Genomic DNA, 24771 nt, shown 5'->3' on the forward strand with positions numbered 1-24771 from the left:
TTCCTCCTTTTTTAGAAAATATTATCAAAGTATTGAAATGTTTTCTATTTTAAGGATTATGTTTTTAAGTTTTCTATAAATCTTGTATTTTCTTTTGCATATATTCGTTCATCAATTTAATAGGAAATGGTAAAACTGTTAAGTTTTTAAATTTAACCCAAACAACATCCATCGATTGTAAAAACTGCTGCATGTTTAATAATGTTTCTCGATTGTTAGAGTTTAAGCTTTCAATTTTTCTAATAACTGAGGCAACAGGCTCTTTACTCTGTACTCCATTTCCAATCACTCCAACGTTGTAATAAAGTTGACTATTTTCATAAAAATAATTTAGATTGATCAAGCCAGCTAAATATTTGTTTCGAGCTTCTTTATTTCGATATGCTAGAGTACCTTGTTGGTTATTTGCTGCTTTATATAATGCAGGAGATGGCATGGTCTTTAATGTTGTTTTGCTTACAGCATAGTAATTTTTAGTCTGCTTATCTAAGATAACAAATTCAACATCAGTTGTAAGTTGATCATTTCGTTCTATTAGTAGATTATTTAAGAGAAAAGGATCTTCATAATTAGTAGTGACAGGAGTAATACTAAAATTAGTTCCATTGCTTTCGAAAGCTAAAGTTTGATTATGTTTCGTGTAGTACCTATAAAAAACAAAACTATTTAGATCAATACCAGTAGATAATGGTTCAAAGTTCTGCAATTCTAAAATTGCTTTGACTGTTAATTCTTTAATTGCATTGACTAACGCACTTTTAGCTACTGTTCCACTTTTGTTTATTACTTTTTCTATTGTTAAGTTTTGAATAATTTCATTTTGATTACTATAATAAGAATCTGTTTTATCTTTATTCTCTTCTTTTGAATAATAATCTAGATCGTGAATTAAAACTAAATTGAAGTGGCTACTTGTTTGACTAATTCGAACTTTAATTGATAGGTTTTCTTCAAGAAAATTGACAATATTATTCAGTACTTCAGAACTTTCGTGAATTCGATCAAGTAACACAATTTCCTTATTACCCCAGAATTCCTGTATTTGTTGTAATAGTATATCTCCTCTTTTCTTTTGACTAATACCTTGATCATAACTTGTAGCTAAAATCTCTCTGAACTTTAATTTATTAAAATACTGAGAATAGCGTCTGTTTAACTGATCAATCAAAAAGTAAGCAATTCCACTTTTACTAGTTAAAAAGCTAGTTCTAGCCTGACCAATTTTTCCATCAAGATAAAAGAAAGGCGTTTGATTAGGCTTATTATTTTTACGTGCAGGATGTTTTAAGTACCAATTATCCTCTTCATCTTCATGATAACAATTAGCCACCTGTTTTATTGTGCTATCCTTAAGATTAATTTGATAACGTGGACTTCGTCCCCATGATTTCATGTTTTTCAATAAGCTCTTACCCAAATATCTTTTATAATAAGATATTTGAGTAAACGCACGTGTTTGAACGTTAATAGTAAGATTTTTATCAAAGCTAACTTCTTCAAACTTTAGCTTAGGACCTTCTTCTGTATTGGTATTGATATAGAGTTTCCCTAGCAAATTGCAGCCCTTAACAGTAGAAAATACCTGTAGTTGTATTAAAAACAAATTCAATATAATATTTTGGTCTATCTCACTAAAATTCAGTTGATCTATCCTACCTAATGTATCATCTAATTCAGTTAAACTACGTTTTAATTCGAAAGGATTCGTCTTGTTTTTGCTTGTTAAGATATAAATAATATCCTTATTACTTTCTTTAGCATAATAAACTGCCTTAATTGTTGGCATTTTTTCTTGATTACGATTGAGCAATGCTCTGGAAATGTATTTACGTGTACAATGAACTGCATATAAATCAAAATCCTGATTTAGTTGTTCTAGTTTTAAACACGGACTTACTAATTGATTAAGATAAATCTTATTTTGAACTGGAATCATTTCTTGCCACCTTATTGTATAGATCTCGTAATAATATATGGTTTACTTCACCGTTGTGATGGAATAAGTATGTGTAATAATAGATTTTTTTCTCGTCAATACCATTATTAATACCTTGATTTCGATACGAATTTTCTTTTTCAAATTCATAAAAATTAATAATCACAGCTGCATTACCACTAGAATCATTTAGTTTATTCTGGATATGTGAGTCCACTTTTTCCTTTAAAGCTGTAGTTTTGCGCGAATCATAATTTTTCATGTCTACATAAAGAATGCGTTTATCTTTCAACTTTAAGAAACCATCAAATCTTTCAAACTCATTTTGCATCAAATCTCGCATTTCATGGAAGTCTAAGTGATACTTTTGGCAAATTAAAGCAAAAATCTTTTCCGAAATAGCAGCTTTATATAAGTTGTTATATGCAGCTGGCGTCAACAACCACTCACCTTTTTTACTAAAATCCAAATCGTATCCTTCTTTTAACAAATTAGTTTTTAGCCAAGGATTTTTTTCAAATATTTTTTCTAAATACTCATTATCTTTTTCTAAATTAAGAGTAGATAACTGCACATTAACCGATACTTCTTTTTTCTCTTTTAAGTAATCTAAAATTTTCTGTGCTTTAACTTGATCTGAATTAATTAAAAGTACATCTTTAAAGTCTGAATCTGAACTTTGATCATGATAATAATAGTATTTTGTATTATTTTTTGTGAGATGATAATAGAAACCTTCTACTGTTTTTCTCAAATAATCAGGGATTTCATCCAATGTGGTTATTTTAGAATGTTTTGCAATCCATTCGCGCATTTTGATCCATTGATCTTGCATATTTCTATTTAACGATCGTAAGTTATAGGCCCGCTTAGCTAAAAAGGATGCTGCACTATTAATCAAAAATAGCTCTTGTTTTTGTTTCAGTAATAAAATTCTTGTTTGATAAATTTCTTTTGAAGACAATTTATTAGTATTTTGATTAATTAGGTCTTCCATTAATACATTAGTTCTTTTTCGATTTAAGTAATCCCAATCAATTCTATTTACAAAGTTATAGTCATACTGAATTAACATCTCTTTAGTTTTAATATTGGTACGACAAAGTCTCCCAGTTATTTGTTCTAATTCGGCTGCAACTGCATCCTGTGCTGGTAATAAATCCCACATGCTATTACCGGTACAAGAGGATTTTCCAAAATATCTTTGCAATCGAGTTTTAATATCTCTGTACGATAAGTCAGTTTGATTTGAATCGAATAATTCATATTGTTCATAAATGGTATGTGCTGCCTTGATCTTAAAAGTATCTAAATCCTCTATACCATTATTATTGGGATTTTCAAACATATGAGTAAGACTTTCTATATAAATCCCAGAAATATCAACAAGAGGATTATCCCAATCAACAAAGCGCTGATCAATAATAGCAAAATTAGATTTATGTTCTTGATAATATTCTTTGTTCAAAGGATATTGAAGATTGGTTCCGCGTCCCAAAGCTTGCTTATTAGTTAACATAATTTGTAAATGACCATTACTCCAAGTCTTTTTTACATTGGATATATCTAGTCGATTTTGTGAACTAATGACTTTAAATAAATTTTCGGGAATCTCAATATTTAAGACGTTTAGCGCTTGATTTAACCAACTTATTTCATCAGATCGAATAATTGCATTAGTATAAACAATAAATGCATTACAACTTGGATTTTTTTGATTTAGTTGTAAGAAATTAATAATTGCACTTAATAAACGCAACTTACGTTCAAAATTAAAGTAGGTACTACTAATTTGAGAATCAAGTCCTTGTCATTCATCTTCATACACAAAAGGAGCATCAGGATCTAAGCCGTTGCTGATACGATTTCCAATTAAACGAGCGGGATATTTATTTAAAATCTTTTCAATCTGTATTGATGTTGGTTCAAGATAATTTTCTTCTTTTAATAAAGTGGCAAAAATCTCTTTAAAAGAGCATCCCTCTTTTGTTAAATTACTGCCGATTAATTTAGTCTGAATCCTTACTTTATCTTTAATTTGTTTATTTCGTTCATTATTTTCTCGGTCAAGACTTTTTTGCAATTTTACGGGGATGTCTACAACATTTACTACATTGTTTTTTACCCAGTTAAGATCAAAGTTATCAAGTGGTGATGGGTTCAAGCTAGTTGATGATACTAAAATTGTTTGCATCTTATTCGCTACGCTAGCAAGAATTTGTTCTGGAGTTGTTCTTTGCTGATAAACGCGAAGTTGACCATTATTATTTGCGTCTTCATTTACAGTCAAATCGAACAAGCGAAATCCAGAAGCATAAATTGTCTTATCATCAGTAAAACTTGATTTTATATTAGGTAGTTTTAAGTTTAAATGTTTTTCTAGATAATTATCAATAAAATATTGTGCTAAACGTTTTTCGCCACTCGTAGGCTGTAGAATTACATTTACGATTTGCAAATGCTCATCTGGTAAATCATATACATTATGTAGTTTACTTGGATCTGTAATTTTCTTATTTAAATTTATTTTAAATTCATGATAGTTTCTGGCTATTGAGTACGTTGTCTTTGCAATGTAGCGCAATAGTCGATTAAGAGCACTTGTAACATTATTTAACCTAAGCTCCGGTTGAGTTTCATAAATTTGCTGATCAATTGTAATTTCATTGACTAGCCGCTTAGGATTAAATTTCCAAACTAAATATTTCTCGTCTCTTTTTAACCCATATAAATAACTTGATTTTCCAGTATTAAATAAGAACTTACTGGTATTATTTCCTAAAAAATCAGAATCAATCTTTAATGCATATTTTAAATGATACTGATCATATACTTTTTTAATAGCTTGATATAGTTGATTAATTCTAGCTTTATTAGTCTCACCCGATGGATCCTTAGCGTCAATAATAAGACGCTCCATCTGTCCAACTGCCGGTAATAAATTAGAGTAAAATCTATGAACTAAAGTTGTCATGTCCTCAACATCTTTAGATCCAATCTCATTCTCTATTAATTTATTCATCCAATTAGATTTGATTTTATCGGATTCATCCAAAAAGAGTATTGGTCTTTGACTTTTCTCAAAAGTTAAAGTCCAGTAATTATCATTACCACCAATAGCTGTTTTATATGGAAAAATAAACTTATCGGCAGTCATGATTAAAACAGAGTACCGGTTAAGGTCTGTATCCTTGAATAAATCGAATACCCATGGAGCTTTTTTACTTAAATAATTAAGACGTTTTTGCTTAGTATCTGTTTTTACATTCTCTTTTCTAGCCAACCTTTTCAGATCGTGATAAATAGTTCGCTTCAATCGAGAACTTAATTCTCCAAATGTATCTTGGTCTTGTTCTACAAAAATGTATTGTGTGGCAATTTTCTTTAACAAGCTATTCGTATCAGGTAATTTTGCAGTATTCTGATCAAACCATTTAACTAAGTAGTCATTTGCCAAAACTTTATCATTTGGATAATCAATTTTCATTAATAAACTTCTTAAGAAATTCGCAACCTGATCAGCCACACTTTCAAAAAGTAATATCTTGTTTTCAAAATCTGGTAGTTTCTCTTTTAAACCATGAAAGAATTCGTTCCTAGTTTTAATGCCTGACGTTATTACAAAGATTTTAGGCTGTAATTCAGAATCTTTGCTTTGTTTTAAAACTTCAGAAACTTTTTGGATAATAGCATGTGTTTTACCTAAACCAGTTGTTTGCTCAATTATAGATAAAAATGTATCTTTATTTTGTTTCAAAAGATAATCAATACGTCTTTTGTAGCATTTTCTTCTTTCATTTCAATCTCCTCATTCTTTCTAGATAAGATAGTATAAAATATACTATATATTATTAAAATAAACAAGGAAATCATCATAATTAATTTTAACAAATAAAAAAAGCTTTCTTCTCATAACTACCTAATATGAGTAAGAAAGCTCTTTTTCTAATCTAATTACTCTTCAACTTGAGCAACTTTTTTATTTCTTCTAGCATAGTGAAATACTAAACCAATTACGGCACCAACAAGTGCTGGAACTAACCAGGACAATCCCATGTTAGCTAATGGCAAGTTATTTCTCCAAGAAACAACCATTAAGCCAAAGCTACTTTGACTAACTACACTTGGGAAAGCAACAACCATATCACCTAATGCTGGAACAACAGTAAATAAGATTACAAAGAAGTAAACTACGCCATCCTTTTTAAATAATGGTGATGTAACTGACAACAAGATCAGAACCATTGATAAAGGATATAAGAACATCAACATTGGAGTTGACCATAGGATGATTTGATCAAGACCGAAGTTGGCAGTAAAGAATGAAGCTAAACAACTCAATGCAAGCCAAGTGTGGTAACTTACCTTGGGAAAATGTTTGTGGAAGTCTTGCGCAAATGCAGCAACCAACCCTACAGCAGTAGTCAAACAAGTAATTGTTAACAAGAAAGCTAATAATACTTGACCAAATACACCACCATATTCGTTAACGATTTGGTTAAAAGCAACACCACCATTGTCAGAAACGTGGAAACGACCTAATGACATAGCACCCATCAAGATGAGTAATAAGTAGATAAAACCGATAGCTAATACGGCTAAAACACCTGATTTAGCAACCACTTTAGAAACACTCTTAGGCTTAGTTTGCCCCATTGAACGAACAGCCGTTACAACCGTTACCCCGAAGGCTAAGCCGGCTAAAGCATCCATTGTGTTATACCCTTCAAGGAATCCGTTAACCAATGCTGAATGCTTGTAAGCTGCAGTTACAGTAGCAGTTTGAGGATTACCTAATGGATTTACAAATGCTACAACGAATACTAAGAACAATAATGCTAAAAATAGAGGATTCAATACTTTACCAACATTGGACAAGATATTGTTTTGATGGTATGAAAAACCAAATGCAGCTGCAAAGAACAAAGCTGAAAATACCAACAATGCAGTAGTTTGCATGTTCTTAGGCACAAATGGGGCTACACCAACTGTGAATGAAACAGTAGCAGTTCTTGGAGTACCAAATAATGGTCCAATAGTTGCGTGAATTAAAACCATAAATACAACTGCAAATCCAGCGCCCAATGGCTTACCAATATCGTAAACTCCTTCTGAACGAGTGATGGCTACAGCTAATACTGAGAGTAATGGTAACAATACCCCAGTAATTAAAAATCCAACAGCAGCTGTGCTCCAATGTGCACCAGCTAATTGTCCTAAGTGAAGTGGGAAAATTAGGTTCCCGGCACCAAAGAACAATCCGAATAACAGAGAAGCAACAATCAAATATTGCTTCCAGGTCAACTTATTATGAGATTCAAGATCTTTCATAACTTTCTCCTCCTAGAAAATAATTCTGATCACAAAAAAAGTCCCTCAACCGAAACTGATTCGATTGAGGGACGCTCTAGCGTGGTACCACCCTTTATTCATATTGTTATTACTAACAATACCTTTCACGTACAGCTAAAATCTAGCGATACGTAGGCACTATAATGGGTGCTCCCACTACTTCTTACTTAGAATTAAGAAGCAGAACTCGAAAGTGATTTTCACTTAATTATAATTTATCTCCTCACACCTTACGAGACTCGCTGTAAATTAAAAATTAAGTTACTCTTCTTTCTCTTTGCTTTCAGATTGATTAAATTGTTAATAATTATTTTAATTAGTTTATAATGTTTGTCAACACTTTTTTTAAGAATTTTTCCAATTATTTTTTACTGGTCTAGCGTAAGTAATTCGCCCAGCTTTAAGTAAACTAGCAAATGATTCTCCAATTACAGAACGGTGGACTGGTCCGTTAGGTTTTATTCCACCAATTTCAATAATTTGAGTATGTCGCCCGCGATAATGTCCATCAATGATTGCAGTATGTCCATTTGAACCGTAGCCGACACCTTCATTGACGATTACTACATCCCCCGGCTTAACATTTTTAGCCAAGATTTTCTTGAAAAAAACGTGATTCTTCTTTGCATCTTCTTCCATCTCTGGAGTTGAAAACGGTGTATCACCCACATTGTAGCCGCACCTTTTCATAACTAGCCAAACGAAGCTGGAACAATCTGCTTTACCGTTTTTATCAGGATGGTGCCAGTCATTATACAAGGTTCTTTCCTCATTTGTACCATAAGTGAAAAAGCCCATTAATTTACGTCCATCCTTTACCAAAGGGGCTGAGTATCTTTCATCATTAACAAATTTATTCATATTCTTCACATCGATTTCTTTTTGTTCATGATTATACTCTGAATCGATAAAAAAAGCCGTAGATTTTTCAATCTAACGACTTAATTTTTTATTTAAATTGATTCCAATAATCGGCCAGGTAATGAACTGTTAAACTTTCAAGTTTCTTAATCAAATCCAGCGGACGACCTTCAACCACAATTCGACCACCATTTTCACCACCGCGTGGTCCTAAATCAATCATATAGTCGGCATTGACAATCAAATTCAAATCGTGACTAATAGTAATTATCGTTGCACCTTGATCAAGCAGCTTTTGCATTACTTTTACCAAAACCTTTACATCTAACGGATGTAAACCAATAGTTGGTTCATCAAAGACAAATAAAGTGTCATCTTGCTTATGACTCAAGTGAGTTACCAGCTTCAATCTTTGAGCTTCGCCACCAGAAAGAGTCGGCGTACTTTCACCTAAGTGCAAATAATCAAGTCCAACTTCTTTTAATAGTTTTAATTCACGTTCAATCTTAGGCACGCGCTTAAAGACTGGCAAAGCTTCATTGATATCTAAGTTCAAGATATCAACTATTGACATATCATGCCATTTTATTTGTTTGATCTTAGGATTGTAACGTTCTCCATGACATGTTGGACAAGTCTGTTGCATGTCTGGTAAAAACTGAATATCAAGAGTGACAATTCCTGTTCCTCCACAAGTAGGACAAGCACCTTCTTTATTATTGTAGGAGAAGTAACTTGGCGTATAATGTTTTTCTTTTGCCAAAGGCTGACGAGCAAAAAGCTTACGCAGGTTATCCATAATCGAAGTATAAGTGGCAACAGTTGACCGCGTGCTCTTACCAATTGGGGAAGCGTCGACACTTACCACATTATGTAATGGCGAATTAAATTGCTTAATTTGTTTTGGCAATTTTTCCTTTTTGCTTTGTTTTTGAATAGCAGGAACAAGTGAGTCCAAAATTAAACTTGTTTTCCCTGCTCCAGAGAAGCCAGTCACAGCAGTAATCTGATTCAGTGGGATACTTGCCTTAACATCGTGCAAGTTAAAGTAATGATCTACCTCGAAAGTAATTCGTTCAGAACTAGGTGCAGAAGCGGTTTCTCTTGCCATCAGTTTAGCTTGGCCATTTAGATATGGCGCAATCAATGATTGACTATCTTTTTCAATCTCAGCTGGACTGCCTTGCGCAAGGATTTGACCACCTTGTTCACCAGAGCCTGGACCAATTTCGATGATTTCATCAGCAGCTTTAATAATATCAACGTTGTGATCAACAACTACCAATGAATTTCCTTGAGCGACAAGTTTGCGTAAAATCTTGATCAAACCGTCCACATTAGCGGGATGCAAACCAATTGATGGCTCATCTAATACATAAAGCACCCCTGTAGTCTCAGTTCTAAGAGTTCTAGCTAATTGAATACGCTGTAATTCACCAGTAGACAAGGTATTACCTGCTCTAGCCATTGTTAAATAATCAAGTCCCAAATCAAGTAAGGGCTGCAAATTATTTAAAAATTCATTAATCAATGAACTGGCCATTTTATGCATATCATCGGGTAAACTTGCCAACAATTTTTTACCAAAATCAGGTAAATCACCTAATTGCATGTGTTCAACTTGGTCAATATTCTTACCATTCACCAATTGCTTGAGCAATTCTGGTCTTAAACAAGTGCCATGACAGACAGGACAAGTAGAATAAGTGAAGAATTCCGCAATTCTCTTCTGTGCTCGTTCACTTTTACTACTTTTAGCAGAACGCAAAACTGCTTGATGGGCATTTTCATATAAGGCGTTGAAGTCATGGAAAACACGACCAGTACCTGATAAAAAGTCCATCTTGTATTTTTTCTCTGGACCGTTTAACACGAAATCTTTTTCCTTATCAGTAAGATCTTTATAAGGAATGTTAATTCTAACACCAGCATGTTCAGCTACACTGGGCATGAAGTTACGACCAGGAAGACTCCATGAAGCTACCGCGCCATCTTCAATTGATAAGTTTTCATCAGCAATCAGCTTGTCTTCATCAATTTGACGAACTTTTCCAGTACCTCCACAATTCTTGCAGGCACCGTCTGAATTAAAAGCGAAATCTTCCGCACTAGGAACATAGAACTTAGTACCACAGGTTGGACAAGTAATCTGGCCCATTTCATCCCCTGACTTAGACATAGCTTCTGCAATATCTAAACTCGCAGGAACTCTGTGACCATTAGGACAAACAGGAGAACCTAATCTTGAATAAATCAGACGTAAGACATTAAAAGTTTCAGTAGTAGTACCAACTGTTGCTCGTTCATTAGGTACACTTGGCCGTTGACGCAAGGCCAAAGCTGATGGAATGTGTTTTACACTAGTCACATCTGCCTGTGCACCCTGTTTGATTCGACGACGCATATAAGTTGAAAGAGCATCAAGATAACGCCTTGAGCCTTCTTCATAAAGTATGCCCATTGCTAAGCTTGATTTACCAGAACCCGATAAACCAGAAATTGCTACAAATTTATGAAGGGGAATATCAACATCAATATTTTTCAGATTGTGAACCCTTGCTCCACGAACTTCAATCTTAGTTGGTAATGCCATTGTAGCCGTCCTTTCATTCTTTAATAATTAACACAATACATATCAATACTAATACCGTCTTAACAATTAATCCATTAAAACAATTCTTCATTAACGAGGATAAGCTGTACCTTAACGTTCAGTCAAGAAAAAGTAAGAAAAGAACCTCACTTTACTAATAATTATCAATAAAGTGAGGTTTTAATGATTAATAAGAAGTAGATAGCTGGGAAGTCCAAATATAATCTATTTTTGAATCACCTCTCATTTCATAATTTGATATGCCAAAATGCTATTCTTAGTTAAACCTAAGCGTTCAATATTAATTCCAAGGTTGAATTGCCAAAGATCATCACCAATTTGTAAATTATTCTTATTGGCATATTTTCGGATAGCAGAGATACCCTTTTCGATACCTTCACCACTATTTTCAACTTTAACGATCAAGTAATCTCCATCATCTTGGGTAATAACTGGTACATTAACCTTCTGATTATAGGATTTTTCTTTGATTATTCTAAAACCAGAATCAGCATAAATACCCGGTTTAGCCTGTGGCAAATCAGTCAAAAAGCCTGAAAGCATCTTATTCGCCATTACACCAGTCCCAAGACTTTGATAAAAATGACTGTACGCTGAAGCAATTTCTTGTTCAGAACAATCAACTTTAAAATCTGAACACCAAAAGTTTCGCTCTGGCAAATAGCATTGTTTAACTACATAGAAATCTGTATTAGTTAACTGAGTATTATTAGTTTCTTTTTCTTCTAAGATAGTCAGTATTTGTTTTAAATTTTGAATTCTAAGTTCAACTTTTTTCTTAAGTGGAACTAATTTTTTATTTAAAGCATCTGAGCTCTCGTCACTTAGATAATCTTTGATCTCTTCAACAGATAACCCTAGATCACGTAAACCTAGAATAAAGCCAATTTGATAAAGTTGGCCATAATCATAAAAGCGATAGCCATTATCTGCTATTTTTTTAGGAGTAAAAATACCTTTCTGATCATAGAAAATTAATGTACGACGGGTAGTTCCTGCTAACTTAGCAAATTCTGAAATTGATAATAATTTTTCCTCTGGCATATATACGCCTCTCTTAATTCTTCTTTATCTTATTAGAAATCAAAGTGTTTTCTAAAGAAACCGTTTCTCAAATCATAAACTTGTCCATCAATTGGTGTAATCGCAAAAGGACGTAATGTAGCTTTACTTGAATCAGGATCTGTATTGTCAATATCTTTCATTTCTGGATGAGTTTCGTAAATCTTTTCAAGATAACTGCTATCGACTTCTTCAACTTCGCCGTTGACAGTAAAAGCCACAGAGTTCATCGTCTCCTCGCCCTTTAAGCCAGTTATTGATATGTAGGGATGCTTTTTCAAGCGATTATAAAACGGACCATTAACGATAGTTGAAAATACTAATTTTTCTCCATCACGTAATTCAATATCAGCTGCATTGCTGCGGGCATGATCATTATCATCAATTGTCGCAAAAATTACCGTTTGTAAACTCTCAACAATGATGTCTAAGAATTGTTCTTTAGTTAATTCATCTGTAAGTATTGGTACTGCTTTTCTCATGGTTGAATTCCTTCTTTCTATAACTTTATTGATAAACCTAATATACACTGTCACGCAACGTCATAGTCAAAAAAAGTATTGGATTTAATCAATCCAATACTTTTTATCTATTAAACGGCTACATTAGTCTTAGGTCTCTTAACATTTGGAGAAAATGGTTGAATTAAATCCCAGGTTGAGTGAATTACATGCCAACCATCTTCTGTTTTTTGGAAGACTTCGATAACGTTATAGTGCATTTCAATCATACTGGTGTCAGCGTGTAATTGATAAGTTAAAACAGCCATATCCTTTCCAAACTGAACTCTTGGGTTATGGAAATCGTAACTGTCAGCGTGCATTTTACCAGCAACGTTCTTGTTCATGAAATCGGCAATTTGTTGCCAGTCATCAATTCTTTCTGCACAGTTGACATCGAAATACGTGAAGTTGTCTTTGGACCAGAGGTCTAAATATCCAGACACATCACCTTGATAAAATTTGTCTAATGCATTCTTTTCTAATTTAATAAGGTGGCTAGCAAGTTTTTCTTGTTCGGGTGTATAATTAAAATTCATAATAAACTCCTTTTTTTCAATAGATATTTCTCTTCAGAATTTAGAATAAGTTGTACCTACGCGTTACAGTCAAGTATTTTATTTTCTAATTGGTTTTATAATTCTAAAATTGTGATGTAAACTATGCCATAGATATTTATCAGCAAAGTTAATTAATGGTCCATTTGCAAACAAGCATAAGATTGTTCCAACATTAATTGAATAGACTTTATGAGTAAACAAAACGCAAATAACAATAATTAATGTTGGTACTGAGAAATTCACTAATTGAGCTTTCACAACATTCCCTTTAAAATATTCAAATCGTAAAATATTGGTAGTGTCATCATTGGGATGCATAAATAAGTTAGCTCTTTGATAAAATGAAATACCACAGCAAAATGAAAAAATACCGCTAAAACATAGAATGATCTTTAACCAGACGGGTAAATCAGGTATTCCTAAACGATCAAAAAAATCCACAAAAATATTTACAAAATAGCTGAAGCAAGTAATAAATAAAAGCTCACCAAAGAAACGGATCTTGTCAAAATGCTTAAGCAGAATCTGATTCACGATTATAGTTAAAATTCCAACTATTAAAATTGGTAAGCCAACTGGAATGTTAAATAAATGTGCTAAATTAACCTCTGAGGCCGTCCAGGGACTGGTACCCATGTTTGTTGAAACAGTTAATCCATTAGCGATTGCATTAATTAATAATCCTACGATTAATGCTGTTATTCTTAAGGATAAAGAATCATTTTTTTCTTCCATATTTAACCACTTTTTCCATCTAAGTAGTTGGAATACCTGCAAATAGTTTTTCTATTTGTTTATAGTAAATCTCAGCATTATATGGACGATGGCCAAGTTCCTTAACCACTAACTTATCTGAAATTGGTTGCCAAAGCTTATCATAATTTTGACAAGCAAAATCTAGAACAATGTTAGTTTCAGTTGTATCCCGTTTAATTTGATCCTGACTAGCATTAGGCTGCCTTTGCCCAACAATGGCATACATATCAGTACCATGAACAGCGGGAGCATTATCTGCAGGACCAACGCTTAGTAGATATGAACGACCACCCTTTTGGGCATGCAATTGAGCATCCCTAATATTAGGCAATGCAAATACATAGTCAGTAAACAATGCAGCTCGGGTTTCAGCGGGAGTACGATCTTTTTTATAAAAATCAATCATGCTACGAACACGAGAAATAGGCAAACGATTAAATTTAGCAAAATGTTTGATCACATTTTCATAACTGCCCAAATTAAAGGTTGGATCATTTTTAACCCACCAATCAAACTCATTAGTTGTGTTTGAAAAGATGATATCTATATCGGAACATGATCCTTTGGCAATTGCTTCTGTAGGGGTAGAAGCTATAATGCCATTAGGTTCATCATGGTCATCAACAATTCCAAGTTGAATATTGTCAACTGTAACTCTTTCTCCCATATCTGGCGCAATGACCTCACGAGCTACCTTATTAATCAAGTTTGGATCAATAGTCAACAATTTAGAAAGATTGTCTTGAACACCAAGCTTGTTAATAACTGTATCTGCATATTGTTCAGCCCACCACGTCGGAATAATCCTAGTTGTACCACCAGAAAAGAGAGCCATTCGCTTAAACAGCCCCTTAGCTGATGGAACTGCAAGTAATGCTGCTGACATGAATGCGCCACCGCTGTGTCCAGTCAAAGTTACCTGATCAGGATCGCCTCCAAATGAACTAATATACTTTTGAATCCATTTCAAAGACATAATCATATCTTGTAACCCTAAATTGGTGGCATTTTCAAATTGACCACCATATTGGGAAAGTGAAAGCCAGCCCAAAGCACCTAAACGGAAATTAACAGATACCCCTATCACACGACCAGAGGCTGCTAATCCAGATGGTACCGAGGTGATTTGTGAATTTGAACCATAGATAAATCCACCACCGTGATAGTAAACGACAACTGGCAATGGCTTTTCAATCTTTTTTGGAGCCCAAATACTAAGATTTAAACAATTTTCCGAAAGGCCTTTATCTGATTGAAGCGTAGCTGCATCAAACGGTTGTAAAGATGCTGGTCCAGATTTGCTATAGTCTAGATTAGTATTAAAATCTACCATCTCAGGGCTTTGAAATCTATCTGCAGTCGCATATGGTATTCCAAGCCATTCTTTAATATTAGAAAAGGTCGGATTAGTATGTGCCACTCGATCTGTTTCTGGAATGTTAATATTAGTCATATTTATTTACTCCTCAATTTTCTTCAAAACATGTGCTGGATTACCGACAACGATAGTATTTTTAGGAACGTCTTTAGTTACGACGGCCCCCGCTCCTACAATTGCATTCTTACCTATAGTTACTCCTGGCAAAATAGTAACATTGGCACCGATCCAAACATTATCACCAATATGAACACTTGCTGCATTGATTTCCCAGCGATGCTTAGGATCAACAGTATGATTCAAGGAAGCAAAAGTTACGTTTGGCCCTACCAAAACGTTATCGCCAAAGTAAACACCACCTAAATCAACAAACATTGAGTTCTTATTGATGAAGTCATGTTTCCCTAAGAAGATATGTGGACCAAAATCAGTATGGAAAGGTAAAGAGATTGATGTGGTCGTATCAATTTCTTGTTGTAGGATTTCTGATAATAATTCTCGCTTCTCTGCATCAGTATGATGATTGCAGTTCAAATCTTGTTCTAGTTCCGCATTTTTAGCAATAATTTTGGCAATACCTGCAAAACCTTCTTTATCTGGTGGAATGTGTCCGCCTTGTAAGATTCTTTTTAAAATTTCCATTATTTCTGCCTCCTAAATAATCTATAATTGGCGTTAATAATAAAATAGACTGTAACTAAACGTTACAGTCAACACATTTATTCATTTTTTTCTTTAAACATTGAAACTTTCTTCAACTTACTTTTAACAAAAGGCTGATCGTAAATATATTTAAACAAAGCCTGATATTGAGCATAAAGTTTCTCTTCATTACGATTTGGACCACCTTCATAGTAGTGTTTGCCAATCAAGTCAGCTGGCATGTAAGCCTGTTTGGCAATATGGTGTGGTTCTTTGAACATGTCTTTCATTATGCCAGCTCCACGTAACTTATCTGAACCTTGATAGCTGCAGTCTCGTAAGTAATCAGGCATAGGGTGCTGGTTGGGATGAACTGCATCTTTTGAAGCTTGATAATAGGCTTGCATTACCGAATCAGACTTAGGAGCGATAGCCAGCATAATTGTTGCCATTGCAACATGAGTTGAAGCACGTGGCAATCCTATTTCTAAAGCTGTATTGCACAGATTAATAACTTGATTAACTTTTTCGGGATCAGCCAATCCTACATCTAATGCTGCAGAGTCTTTTAGTCTACGAACTACTGAGGCTAGATCTCCAGATTGCAAAATTACAGCTAAATAATACAGAGCAGCATCCGCATCTGAACCCTCGATGGAGTTAGAAAAAGCGGAAATATAATCATAATGCTGAGTCGCGTCCTTATCATAAGAAAAGTGCTGATTTCTAGCAAAATCAGCAATATCATCCATTGTTAATTTATCAAGACACATGGCATGTAAGGTATCTAAAATATTCAGAGATACCCTTACATCCCCATTACCGCAGTTAGCGATAGCGTGAGCTTGTTCTTTACTTAGTGAAAAATCCAAGTGTTCATTTGCTGCTTTAATTAAAACAGGTTCAACATCTTTTGGTGCAATTGGTTTAAATTCAAAGATTTGACAGCGAGAACGAATGGCTGGTTGAATTGCCATAATTGGATTCTCGGTAGTTGTCCCTACTAGTAAAATATGACCATTTTCTAGATAAGGTAATAGATAATCCTGAATCGGTTTTGTCAGACGATGAATTTCATCCAGTAGTAAGACAAAACTTTCCTCAGGGTGTTTTCTAACAAGAGCTTGCAACTGACTCTTATTTTGAATAGAAGCGTTAAATTTCTCAAAAGGGATTTTCAAAGTATTTGCCATTACGTGAGCTAGGGTTGTTTTACCACAACCAGGTGGACCCCATAAAAGCAAACTAATCGAAACATGATTCTTAATAATCTGGTAAAGAGGCTTACCTGGTGTCAGTAAATGCTCCTGACCAATCATTTCATCTAATGTGTTAGGCCGCATTAAATCGGCTAAAGGCTGTTTAAATGTCATTATAATTTTACCTACCTGCTTTTTTCAGCATCCTGCCAATCAGAAATCATAATATTTTCTATTAATTTCAAGACGGCAATACACATTAAAGTTAATACTACGGTTAAGATCGTGCCCCATAAGATGGGAACAACTCGGCTAGTTTGGAGTCCTTCGAATAAAAGATCTCCTAATCCACCTGCGCTAATAGTTGAAGCAATCGTAGCTATTGCCATTGTTGAAGCTAAAGCAATTTGCAAGCCAGAAAAAACGGCTGGCAAAGCCAAAGGTAGTTGGACTTTGACAAATATCTCTTGCTGCGTCATGCCGACACCCTTAGCAACCTCGATATAGTTTGGATCCACTTCTTGAATACCTGTAATGAAGGTTCTCAGTAAAACATATTCGCTATAAAAGGCCAATACAATAATGGCACTCGTTTTGCCTAAACCAGTAATTGGAATTAACAAAGCAAAGAAGGCATAGCTGGGGACAGAATAAAGCAGTGAAAAGATATAAATCAAAGCATTTAACCAATTCTTTTTTCTAAGAAAGATGGCAATCAAAATAATTGCAACTAGCAATGCTATTAAAAGCGAGGTTAAAACCATCTGGGCGTGTTGAATCATCAAATTAATCATACGAGTCGAGTTTTCTTGCCAATATTGAATCATTTCAAATTCTCCCACAGTTTTTGATTTGTACGAACCGTATCGATCAGATTTTTAACATATTCGCTGGCTGGGTGATTGACCACCTCTTGAGGACTAGCAAACTGCTCAATGTTTCCTTGATTCATTACCATTACTCGATCACCTAAGTAAAGAGCTTCATTGATATCATGAGTAACGAAGAAGAAAGTTTTATCTTTCAACTGTTGATGTAATTGCTTAACTTCAACTTGCAATTTCTGTCGTGTGATTGCGTCCAAAGCAGAAAAAGGTTCGTCAAAAAGCATAATTGGAGGATTGGTAGCTAATGCTCGTGCCACTCCTACTCTTTGTTGCTGCCCACCAGATAATTGAGCGGGATATCTCTTAGCAAAGTCAGCACTGTGTAAGCCTACTGTTTCAAGTAATTCGTTAACTCGTGAATTGATCTTTTCTTGTGTCCAGCCTAAGAGTTTGGGTGTGACTGCAATATTTTGAGCAATGGTCATGTGAGGGAAAAGTCCGATTGATTGAACGACGTAGCCAATGTGCCTGCGAAGATCGACTAAATTAGTATCTTTGAGATTCTTATCAGAAATTAAAATATCGCCACTAGTTGGTTTCTCCAATCCATTAATCATCTTCAAAGTGGTCGTCTTACCTGAACCAGACGAACCTAAAACGGTAACGAACTCACCTTGACTAATGGAAAACGTCAGGTCAGGAATCACTTCATTCCTGCCAAAACTTTTCCTTACATGGTTGAATTTAATAATTTCCTTAGTCATTGTTTCTCACCTTTTTAATAATTAGATCAAAAATAAACATTGCTAATAAAGATAGCAAAGCAACGCTTACGCCACCGATTATCACATATTGCATCTTGTATAGTCCTAAACCAGTCATGATTAACTGACCTAATCCGCCAGCACCAATATATGTGGCTAAACTGGCACTAGCAATCACTTCAACAAGAGCTAACTTAATTCCGTTTAGAATAAATGGCAAAGCTAGTGGCAACGATATTTGTTTTAATAATTGCCAATTACTCATCCCTAAGGAAAGTCCAACTTCTTCCAGATCAGTTGGAACTTCATTAAAGCCTAAAATTGTATTTACAACTAATGGAGGCAAAGCTAAAACTACTAGTGCAATCAAAGCAGGACCAATGCCTGTTCCAATGAAAGGAATTAGGATAAAAAGCAAGGCCAAACTCGGGATGATCCGCAAAATTTGAGCAAAACTCTCACAAAATGCGGCAACTGCCCTGTTTTTAGAACCTAAATAACCAACAGGCAATGCAATGACTAATGCAATAATTAACGAAGAAAAGCTAAGAAAAAGATGTTGCCCTATTTCCAGCCAATATTCACTAGAATTTGCTTCAAAATATTGGATAATTTGAGTAAACATATAAACCTTCCTATGACAAAAAGATTCAGCGCTCACTGAATCTTTTTGAGATTAATAATTCTTGTTAAGCCAATCTTTAGCTACGCTTTGATAGCTTTTACCATCGACATCAACCTTTTTATTCAATAAGGTTAATTCTTTGGTAGTCAATTTAGCATCAATCTTGTTAAGGATTTTCTTAATGCCAGGATTTGCTTTTAAAGTCTTCTCTCTAACAAGTGGAACTAAATTATAAGCTGGCCAAAAGTTCTTGTTGTCTTTCAATGCAAAGTAATCTTTGGTAGCAAGTTGACCTTCAGTAGTAGAAGCTGGAGTAATATCACCATCACCACGAGCTAAAACTTTATACTTTAAGCTTGGATCATAAATCTTTTCGCTCTTAAAATTGAATTTGCCATAAACTTTTTCAAGTCCAGGAATCCCATCTTCACGTTTATCAAACTCACCTTGGGAAGCAAAGCGAATTTTATTGGCTTTCTTCTGCAAATCAGAAATTGTCTTAATACCATATTTCTTAGCAACTGAAGTTTTAATAGCAATACCCTGTGAGTCAGAGCCTGGAGCATAATTTAACGTTACCAAATTTTGTTTTGCCATACCATCCTTGGCAATCTTTGCAATTTGAGCAGGAGTTTTACCAACAATGTGCCCCTTCAAGTAAGTCATAGCAATAGTACCAGTATATTCAGGATAAAGGTCGATTTGCCCAGATTTAATTGCTTGATAGACTACTGAACTAGATATATTTGGCTTAGTCTTGACGTTATAGCCTTCTTTTTTTAAGGCATCAGCGTAAATCTGCATGACTATCTTACTTTCAGTAAAGTTCTTAGAACCAATGGTAATTGGAGATTGGTTCTTAGCAGAGTTGTTGTTTTTATTGCCCTTAGGCCAAACTATTGCTGCAATGACGGCAATAATTACAATAATGATAGCAACAATTGACCATGTCTTCTTTTTATTCATTTCTTTCCTCCATTTGATTAGTTATTTCATTGTTAACCATATCCTGTAACGTGAGGATACAGTCAAGAAATAATACCACTTTTCCTAAAGTTTATTGTGGATTAAGCTCTGATCACCACTAGCATAATGTCCCCAAGCACTAAAAATTACTACTTGTTTTGCTTTTAAATCAACTGAGTAACCAATCCGGTTGTCTTGACTTAGAGTATAGACTAGGTTTTGTCTTACGTTTAGCAAGTAATTCAAAATGATGAGTTCTAATTAAAGGATCTGTTTCTAACTCATTAAAAATTTTACGATAGGTTTTATATAAACTCGCAGATTTTAAATTCTTCACATGTTTTTTAAGGATGCGGCGTTCCTTAACAGCAAACATAATTTCATGTCCTTTCTACTGAAATTTGTTTTATATTTGAAATAATAAACTGTGACGAATGGTTACAGTCAAGACTAATTAATTATTTTCTGACACAATAAAAAGGACTCTCGAAGAGCCCTAGAATTTTATATTGCTATTTAATTGAGAGGTAATGATTCCACTTAACCGGTTTTTCCATAGTTGGAACTAAGAGATAAAACAGAAGGATAATCCAACCAGCTTGTGGAATCAAAGTCAACCATACCCACCAACCATTATGATCAGTATCATGCAGTCTTCTAACTGCCAATCCTAATTGACAAAGAAAAAGATATAAGCAAATCAGAAAAATGATAATACCGCCAACATAAAATGCTGGTGAAAGGTGTCCAAATAAATTACTAAAGCTTTCATGTGGGTAATAATAACCAGGATAAAAGCTAGGTGCATTGAACATCAATTGCTTAAAAGATATGAAGCACCAAATCATACCTAAAATCATTTCAATAATGCCAGATATAATAAATCCGGTCCAAAATGTCTTACGAGTACTACGAGCATTCCATTTAAATAGATCACCAAATGTTTCTCTCATTATCTGCCCAAAACTTGAATCTGGTACTTGATTCTTACTTGGTTGATATTTTTGTTCATAATAAAGATTATTCATATTGAGCCTCCAAATAACTCATTTTCTACAATTAAAATTTACAGTCGTGGTTATTTCTATTAAAGTAATTGATTCGATCTAATTTTGAAAAATCGTTGGAACGAATATAATAAGCAATTCCCTTGGGAGTTACAACGCCTCGATAAGTAATACCATTCTTGTCAAATTGACCTAAACTAGTCTTAGAGTTTAAAAGCATTACACCATAAAATGGTGTATCTTCACTACTTTTCAGAGTAGTGACAGTCTCTAGCTTATTATTCTTACTTAAAGAGTAAGCCTTGATAGTCTCTCCCTTCTTAATTCGATATACTTTAGGCATTTTAAATGAATGTTCACGATTAAAATGTCTATAAGCTCTATTTTCAATAGCATCTTGCTTGGCAAAAGCAACTGGGCTTTTAGCTCTATTTGAAATAACCAAAACAGAAACAAAAGTTATTACTACAATAATCAAACTAATGACTATACTTGTTATTCTCTTTTTCATAATATGTACACGTCCTTTCTATTAATTGATGTTGATATTAAGATAGACTGTAACCTTCCGTTACAGTCTATACTTTTTTCAGATTTTTATTTATTTTTTTCAAAAAGAAAATACCCTCACAGTTACCAACTGTCTGTCAGTAACTGTAAGGGTATTATTAACGAATAATCAGAATTTATTCAAAATGCAACACGCTAGAATCAAATGATTTAGTATCTTTTATTCCTGTATAAAGCATCATCTGTGATAATTGTTGATTCAATTTCTTAATCTTATCTTCCGTAGCCTTTTGTCCATCTTTTAATAATTCAGATAAAATTCCACGGCCGATTAAGACAGCGTCTGCACCTAAAGCCAAAGCTTTGTATGCATCATAGCCTGTCATAAGAGATCCATCAGCAAAAATTGTCATACCACTGCCACGTAATGCCTTTTTAATTTCCGGTAATACTTTCAATGGTGGGACACCAAAAGGTACACGACCATGGTGATGTGAAACTACAATTGCTTGCGCCCCTGCATCCCTAGCCTTAACAGCATCTCTGACAGAAAGTACGCCTTTAGCTACAAATGGAACATTCACTGAATGGACATACTTTTCTAAATCATTAAAAGTAATTGGACCAAGCGGGATACCGTCAACTACATCATAGTTGCCATCGCTACCTGCCACATGGTCAATATCCATTCCAACAGCTACTGCACCAAGCTTCTCAGCAAGTTGTAATTCACCAATAATCTTGTCATGATCCGCAAATGGTTTGACTATTCTGACAGTATCGCCACCCTCTTTGACAATTTCCGTATATTCTTCATTGCTTTCCATACCAATCCAGTTTAAAACGTTCATGTTTTTAGCTGCACGAGCTTTTTCTTGCATTGGCTTACGAGTTTTATCGTCTAAAACTTTATTTAAGTGTGAAACAGCAGCTAACGTTAATGGGGATGCATATTTACGACCAAAGATTTCAGTTGTTAGATCCGGTTTAACTGAATCAATCAAACGCATTTCAACTAAGATACTATCTAAATAAGCACGATTATGGACATTGGCGTCATCGGCTTTGCCATCTGTAACGGGAATCATTCCCTTGGGACCTGGCCAAGGACTTTTTACTACTTCTTCATGATTATCAATCAAAGAAGAACCAGAAGTTGCATCAACTTTGGATGCACCAGTATTTACATCAGTTTTGTTATTCATAATTTTTCTCCTCGTATTATAAAAATTATCTAGCAATTACTATTATCGTATAAACAATCAAAGCAATAATAATGAAAAGTGAGATGAATGCGGACATGAATGTTTCATCATCCCTGTTTTTAACCAATGATTGAACCTGCAATGGGACAGGAAAACCAGTTGGACACATAAAGTATAACAGCACTCCTATTTTGAATGCCTCATTTTGCATTAATTGTGGGAAGAATAAGAAGAAGCCTGCAATAATCAAACTGCATCCAATCAATCTAACTAATGCTAATTTGAATAAAGGCTTTAGCATTTTAGTCTCAAATTTGAGTTCATATCCAATGGTAAACAGAATAATACCCATAATTGGACCAGTAACCATTTGAATTGTATTAGTATAAATTGGACCTAATTGAGAGGACATTACTGAATGATGAAAGCCTGTTAAATTGGCAATTAATCCCAGAATGACTGCAATCATAAATGAACTGGTTATAATCTTTTTAAATAATATGCTTGGCTTAATGTGCCCGGCAGTTTTCTTAGTAATAATTGCTGGTACTAAGCCAAAATTAATTAAGATACCACCCACATCAAAGGTTACAGTATTAATTGCATTACTTGCAGTGACTAATGTTAAATAAAGCGGCAAAGCAACATTTCCACCTTCACTAGTCATTAAGAGAAAAGACGAAATATGTGCGTATCTTTTACCAGTAAATTTGGTTAAATGATTAGCAATTATATAAATCAGAATCCAACAAGTATCAACATATACGATATGAATTACGAAATTAGAAGTGATCTTTGAACTAACTAACACGTTATAAACCAGAAATGGGAATAATACGTTTAAGACCAGATTTTTTGCTCCTTCATTTTGTTCGTAAGTAACCCATTGCTTTTTACGTGAAATATATCCTAGAAATAACATAAAAAAGACAGGAAATAGTACTTGTACAGCCTTCATTCAGTTCCACCTCTTTTTCTTCTCCGTGTTTAGAATCTAATATTTAGATGGTTTCTTCCTTGACTTAGATCAAATTTTTACGACTAAAAATGACAAAAAGAAATACCCTAAATAAGCAATTATTCAGAGTATTCTTTAATTATTAAAGTACAACGACGTGTTTACCACTGAATTTACCAGATTCAAGGTTAGCTTGAGCCTTCCCAACTTCTTCAAGACCATGGTAAACGTGAGCGATTGGTAAAACTAATTTCTTTTCTTCAATTAAATTAAGAACATGATCAAATTCTTGAGCAGGCAAATCTTTAGCTTCACCAGCATAGCTAGTTAAATAGACGCCACTAGGAATCATAAATGGAGAGAAGTTGTCTAAAGTCCATTGACCACCCAAAGCACCAGTGAAGCAGCAGTAACCACCTTGCTTAAGAAAACTCATATCTTCAAACAAAGTGCTAAATCCAACTAACTCTAAAACTTTATCAACTTGAGGCGTAATTTCCTTGACGCTCTTCTTGAAGTTCTTGTCATCTAGTACTGGATAATCAATGCCTAATTGCTTTAAGGTATCCAATTTATTAGGGTTTCTAGTGGTAGCGATCACTTTTGCACCCATATGGTGAGCCAGAATTGAAGCAGTTAAACCGACTGTTGAAGAGCCACCACGAACTAAAAGCCAATCGCCCTTCTTCACATGCAAGCCTTCAGAGATTGAACCATAAGCAGTTTGCAACATTTCAGGTAAAGCTCCAATAACTGACCAATCAAGATCGCTATCAAATGGAATTAGGTTCTTTTCTTTCACCAAAGTGTACTCTGCATAAGAACCATCAATACTACGGCCCATACCACCCATCATGGTAATTACCTTTTGACCAACCTTAAACTTGGAACCTTCATAAGTCTTGGCAATAACACCAGCGCCTTCGATACCTAAGATACGTGGGAACTTGAAGTCAGGATCTGATTCTCCTTTACGACTAGTAACTTCAGATTCATTAACACCAAAGGCTTTGATTTGAATTAGATCATAACCATTCTTTACCTCAGGA

23 protein-coding genes and 1 other annotated feature are annotated in these 24771 nt (G+C 34.3%); all 23 genes read right to left on the minus strand.

Features of this window, described 5'->3' with window-relative positions:
* Nucleotides 1-73 precede the first annotated feature (73 nt).
* The gene (locus FC57_RS04710; protein WP_007125744.1) at nucleotides 74-1936 is read right to left on the minus strand and encodes a hypothetical protein; all 1863 of its coding nucleotides are present in this window, start codon (nucleotides 1934-1936) and stop codon (nucleotides 74-76) included.
* The gene (locus tag FC57_RS04715; protein ID WP_007125743.1) at nucleotides 1917-3695 is read right to left on the minus strand and encodes a hypothetical protein; all 1779 of its coding nucleotides are present in this window, start codon (nucleotides 3693-3695) and stop codon (nucleotides 1917-1919) included. Before FC57_RS04715 ends, FC57_RS04710 begins: the two co-directional genes overlap by 20 nt.
* Before the next feature lie 51 nt (nucleotides 3696-3746).
* Nucleotides 3747-5693 (minus strand): hypothetical protein, encoded by a 1947-nt coding sequence (locus FC57_RS04720; protein ID WP_007125742.1) that lies wholly within the window; start codon nucleotides 5691-5693, stop codon nucleotides 3747-3749.
* Nucleotides 5694-5890: 197 nt separating this feature from the next.
* On the minus strand, nucleotides 5891-7267 hold the full coding sequence (brnQ, locus tag FC57_RS04725; RefSeq protein WP_007125740.1) for a branched-chain amino acid transport system II carrier protein: 1377 nt from the start codon (nucleotides 7265-7267) through the stop codon (nucleotides 5891-5893).
* 64 nt (nucleotides 7268-7331) lie between these two features.
* Nucleotides 7332-7575, minus strand: a binding site (T-box leader).
* 58 nt (nucleotides 7576-7633) lie between these two features.
* A complete protein-coding gene (locus FC57_RS04730) occupies nucleotides 7634-8149 on the minus strand; it encodes an NlpC/P60 family protein (RefSeq protein ID WP_007125739.1) in 516 nt (171 codons plus the stop codon).
* Between the two features lie 88 nt (nucleotides 8150-8237).
* On the minus strand, nucleotides 8238-10742 hold the full coding sequence (locus tag FC57_RS04735; RefSeq protein ID WP_007125738.1) for an excinuclease ABC subunit UvrA: 2505 nt from the start codon (nucleotides 10740-10742) through the stop codon (nucleotides 8238-8240).
* A gap of 243 nt (nucleotides 10743-10985) precedes the next feature.
* Nucleotides 10986-11807 carry a MerR family transcriptional regulator gene (locus FC57_RS04740; protein ID WP_007125737.1) on the minus strand — a complete coding sequence of 274 codons (822 nt, stop codon included), beginning with the start codon at nucleotides 11805-11807 and terminating at the stop codon, nucleotides 10986-10988.
* Between the two features lie 32 nt (nucleotides 11808-11839).
* On the minus strand, nucleotides 11840-12307 hold the full coding sequence (locus tag FC57_RS04745; protein ID WP_007125736.1) for a hypothetical protein: 468 nt from the start codon (nucleotides 12305-12307) through the stop codon (nucleotides 11840-11842).
* A gap of 110 nt (nucleotides 12308-12417) precedes the next feature.
* Nucleotides 12418-12864 (minus strand): YybH family protein, encoded by a 447-nt coding sequence (locus FC57_RS04750; protein WP_007125735.1) that lies wholly within the window; start codon nucleotides 12862-12864, stop codon nucleotides 12418-12420.
* Between the two features lie 78 nt (nucleotides 12865-12942).
* Entirely contained in the window at nucleotides 12943-13620 is a 678-nt protein-coding gene (locus FC57_RS04755; protein ID WP_052536195.1) for a YczE/YyaS/YitT family protein, read from the minus strand.
* Nucleotides 13621-13639: 19 nt separating this feature from the next.
* A complete protein-coding gene (locus tag FC57_RS04760) occupies nucleotides 13640-15094 on the minus strand; it encodes a carboxylesterase family protein (protein WP_007125733.1) in 1455 nt (484 codons plus the stop codon).
* A 6-nt stretch (nucleotides 15095-15100) separates the two neighbouring features.
* On the minus strand, nucleotides 15101-15661 hold the full coding sequence (locus tag FC57_RS04765) for a sugar O-acetyltransferase (RefSeq protein ID WP_007125732.1): 561 nt from the start codon (nucleotides 15659-15661) through the stop codon (nucleotides 15101-15103).
* Between the two features lie 77 nt (nucleotides 15662-15738).
* Nucleotides 15739-17034: a replication-associated recombination protein A gene (locus FC57_RS04770; RefSeq protein ID WP_007125731.1), complete on the minus strand. Its 1296-nt coding sequence runs from the start codon at nucleotides 17032-17034 to the stop codon at nucleotides 15739-15741.
* A gap of 11 nt (nucleotides 17035-17045) precedes the next feature.
* Nucleotides 17046-17687 (minus strand): ABC transporter permease, encoded by a 642-nt coding sequence (locus FC57_RS04775; RefSeq protein WP_007125730.1) that lies wholly within the window; start codon nucleotides 17685-17687, stop codon nucleotides 17046-17048.
* Nucleotides 17684-18451, minus strand: coding sequence for an ABC transporter ATP-binding protein (locus FC57_RS04780; RefSeq protein ID WP_007125729.1), 768 nt, complete (start codon nucleotides 18449-18451; stop codon nucleotides 17684-17686). Before FC57_RS04780 ends, FC57_RS04775 begins: the two co-directional genes overlap by 4 nt.
* Nucleotides 18444-19076: an ABC transporter permease gene (locus FC57_RS04785; protein WP_007125728.1), complete on the minus strand. Its 633-nt coding sequence runs from the start codon at nucleotides 19074-19076 to the stop codon at nucleotides 18444-18446. Before FC57_RS04785 ends, FC57_RS04780 begins: the two co-directional genes overlap by 8 nt.
* Nucleotides 19077-19127: 51 nt before the next feature.
* Nucleotides 19128-20042, minus strand: coding sequence for a glycine betaine ABC transporter substrate-binding protein (locus FC57_RS04790; protein ID WP_007125727.1), 915 nt, complete (start codon nucleotides 20040-20042; stop codon nucleotides 19128-19130).
* Nucleotides 20043-20211: 169 nt separating this feature from the next.
* Nucleotides 20212-20418 (minus strand): hypothetical protein, encoded by a 207-nt coding sequence (locus FC57_RS04795; RefSeq protein ID WP_007125726.1) that lies wholly within the window; start codon nucleotides 20416-20418, stop codon nucleotides 20212-20214.
* A gap of 136 nt (nucleotides 20419-20554) precedes the next feature.
* A complete protein-coding gene (locus tag FC57_RS04800) occupies nucleotides 20555-21070 on the minus strand; it encodes a DUF805 domain-containing protein (RefSeq protein WP_007125725.1) in 516 nt (171 codons plus the stop codon).
* A 31-nt stretch (nucleotides 21071-21101) separates the two neighbouring features.
* A complete protein-coding gene (locus tag FC57_RS04805) occupies nucleotides 21102-21560 on the minus strand; it encodes a hypothetical protein (protein WP_007125724.1) in 459 nt (152 codons plus the stop codon).
* A 175-nt stretch (nucleotides 21561-21735) separates the two neighbouring features.
* On the minus strand, nucleotides 21736-22764 hold the full coding sequence (locus tag FC57_RS04810; protein WP_007125723.1) for an FMN-dependent dehydrogenase: 1029 nt from the start codon (nucleotides 22762-22764) through the stop codon (nucleotides 21736-21738).
* A 25-nt stretch (nucleotides 22765-22789) separates the two neighbouring features.
* Nucleotides 22790-23722, minus strand: coding sequence for an AEC family transporter (locus tag FC57_RS04815; protein WP_007125722.1), 933 nt, complete (start codon nucleotides 23720-23722; stop codon nucleotides 22790-22792).
* Nucleotides 23723-23864: 142 nt separating this feature from the next.
* Nucleotides 23865-24771: zinc-binding dehydrogenase (locus tag FC57_RS04820; protein WP_056990016.1), on the minus strand; the 907-nt coding region annotated here is incomplete at its 5' end.

It is taken from the genome of Lactobacillus ultunensis DSM 16047, assembly GCF_001436305.1.
In the GTDB taxonomy this organism is placed as follows: Bacteria; Bacillota; Bacilli; order Lactobacillales; family Lactobacillaceae; genus Lactobacillus; species Lactobacillus ultunensis.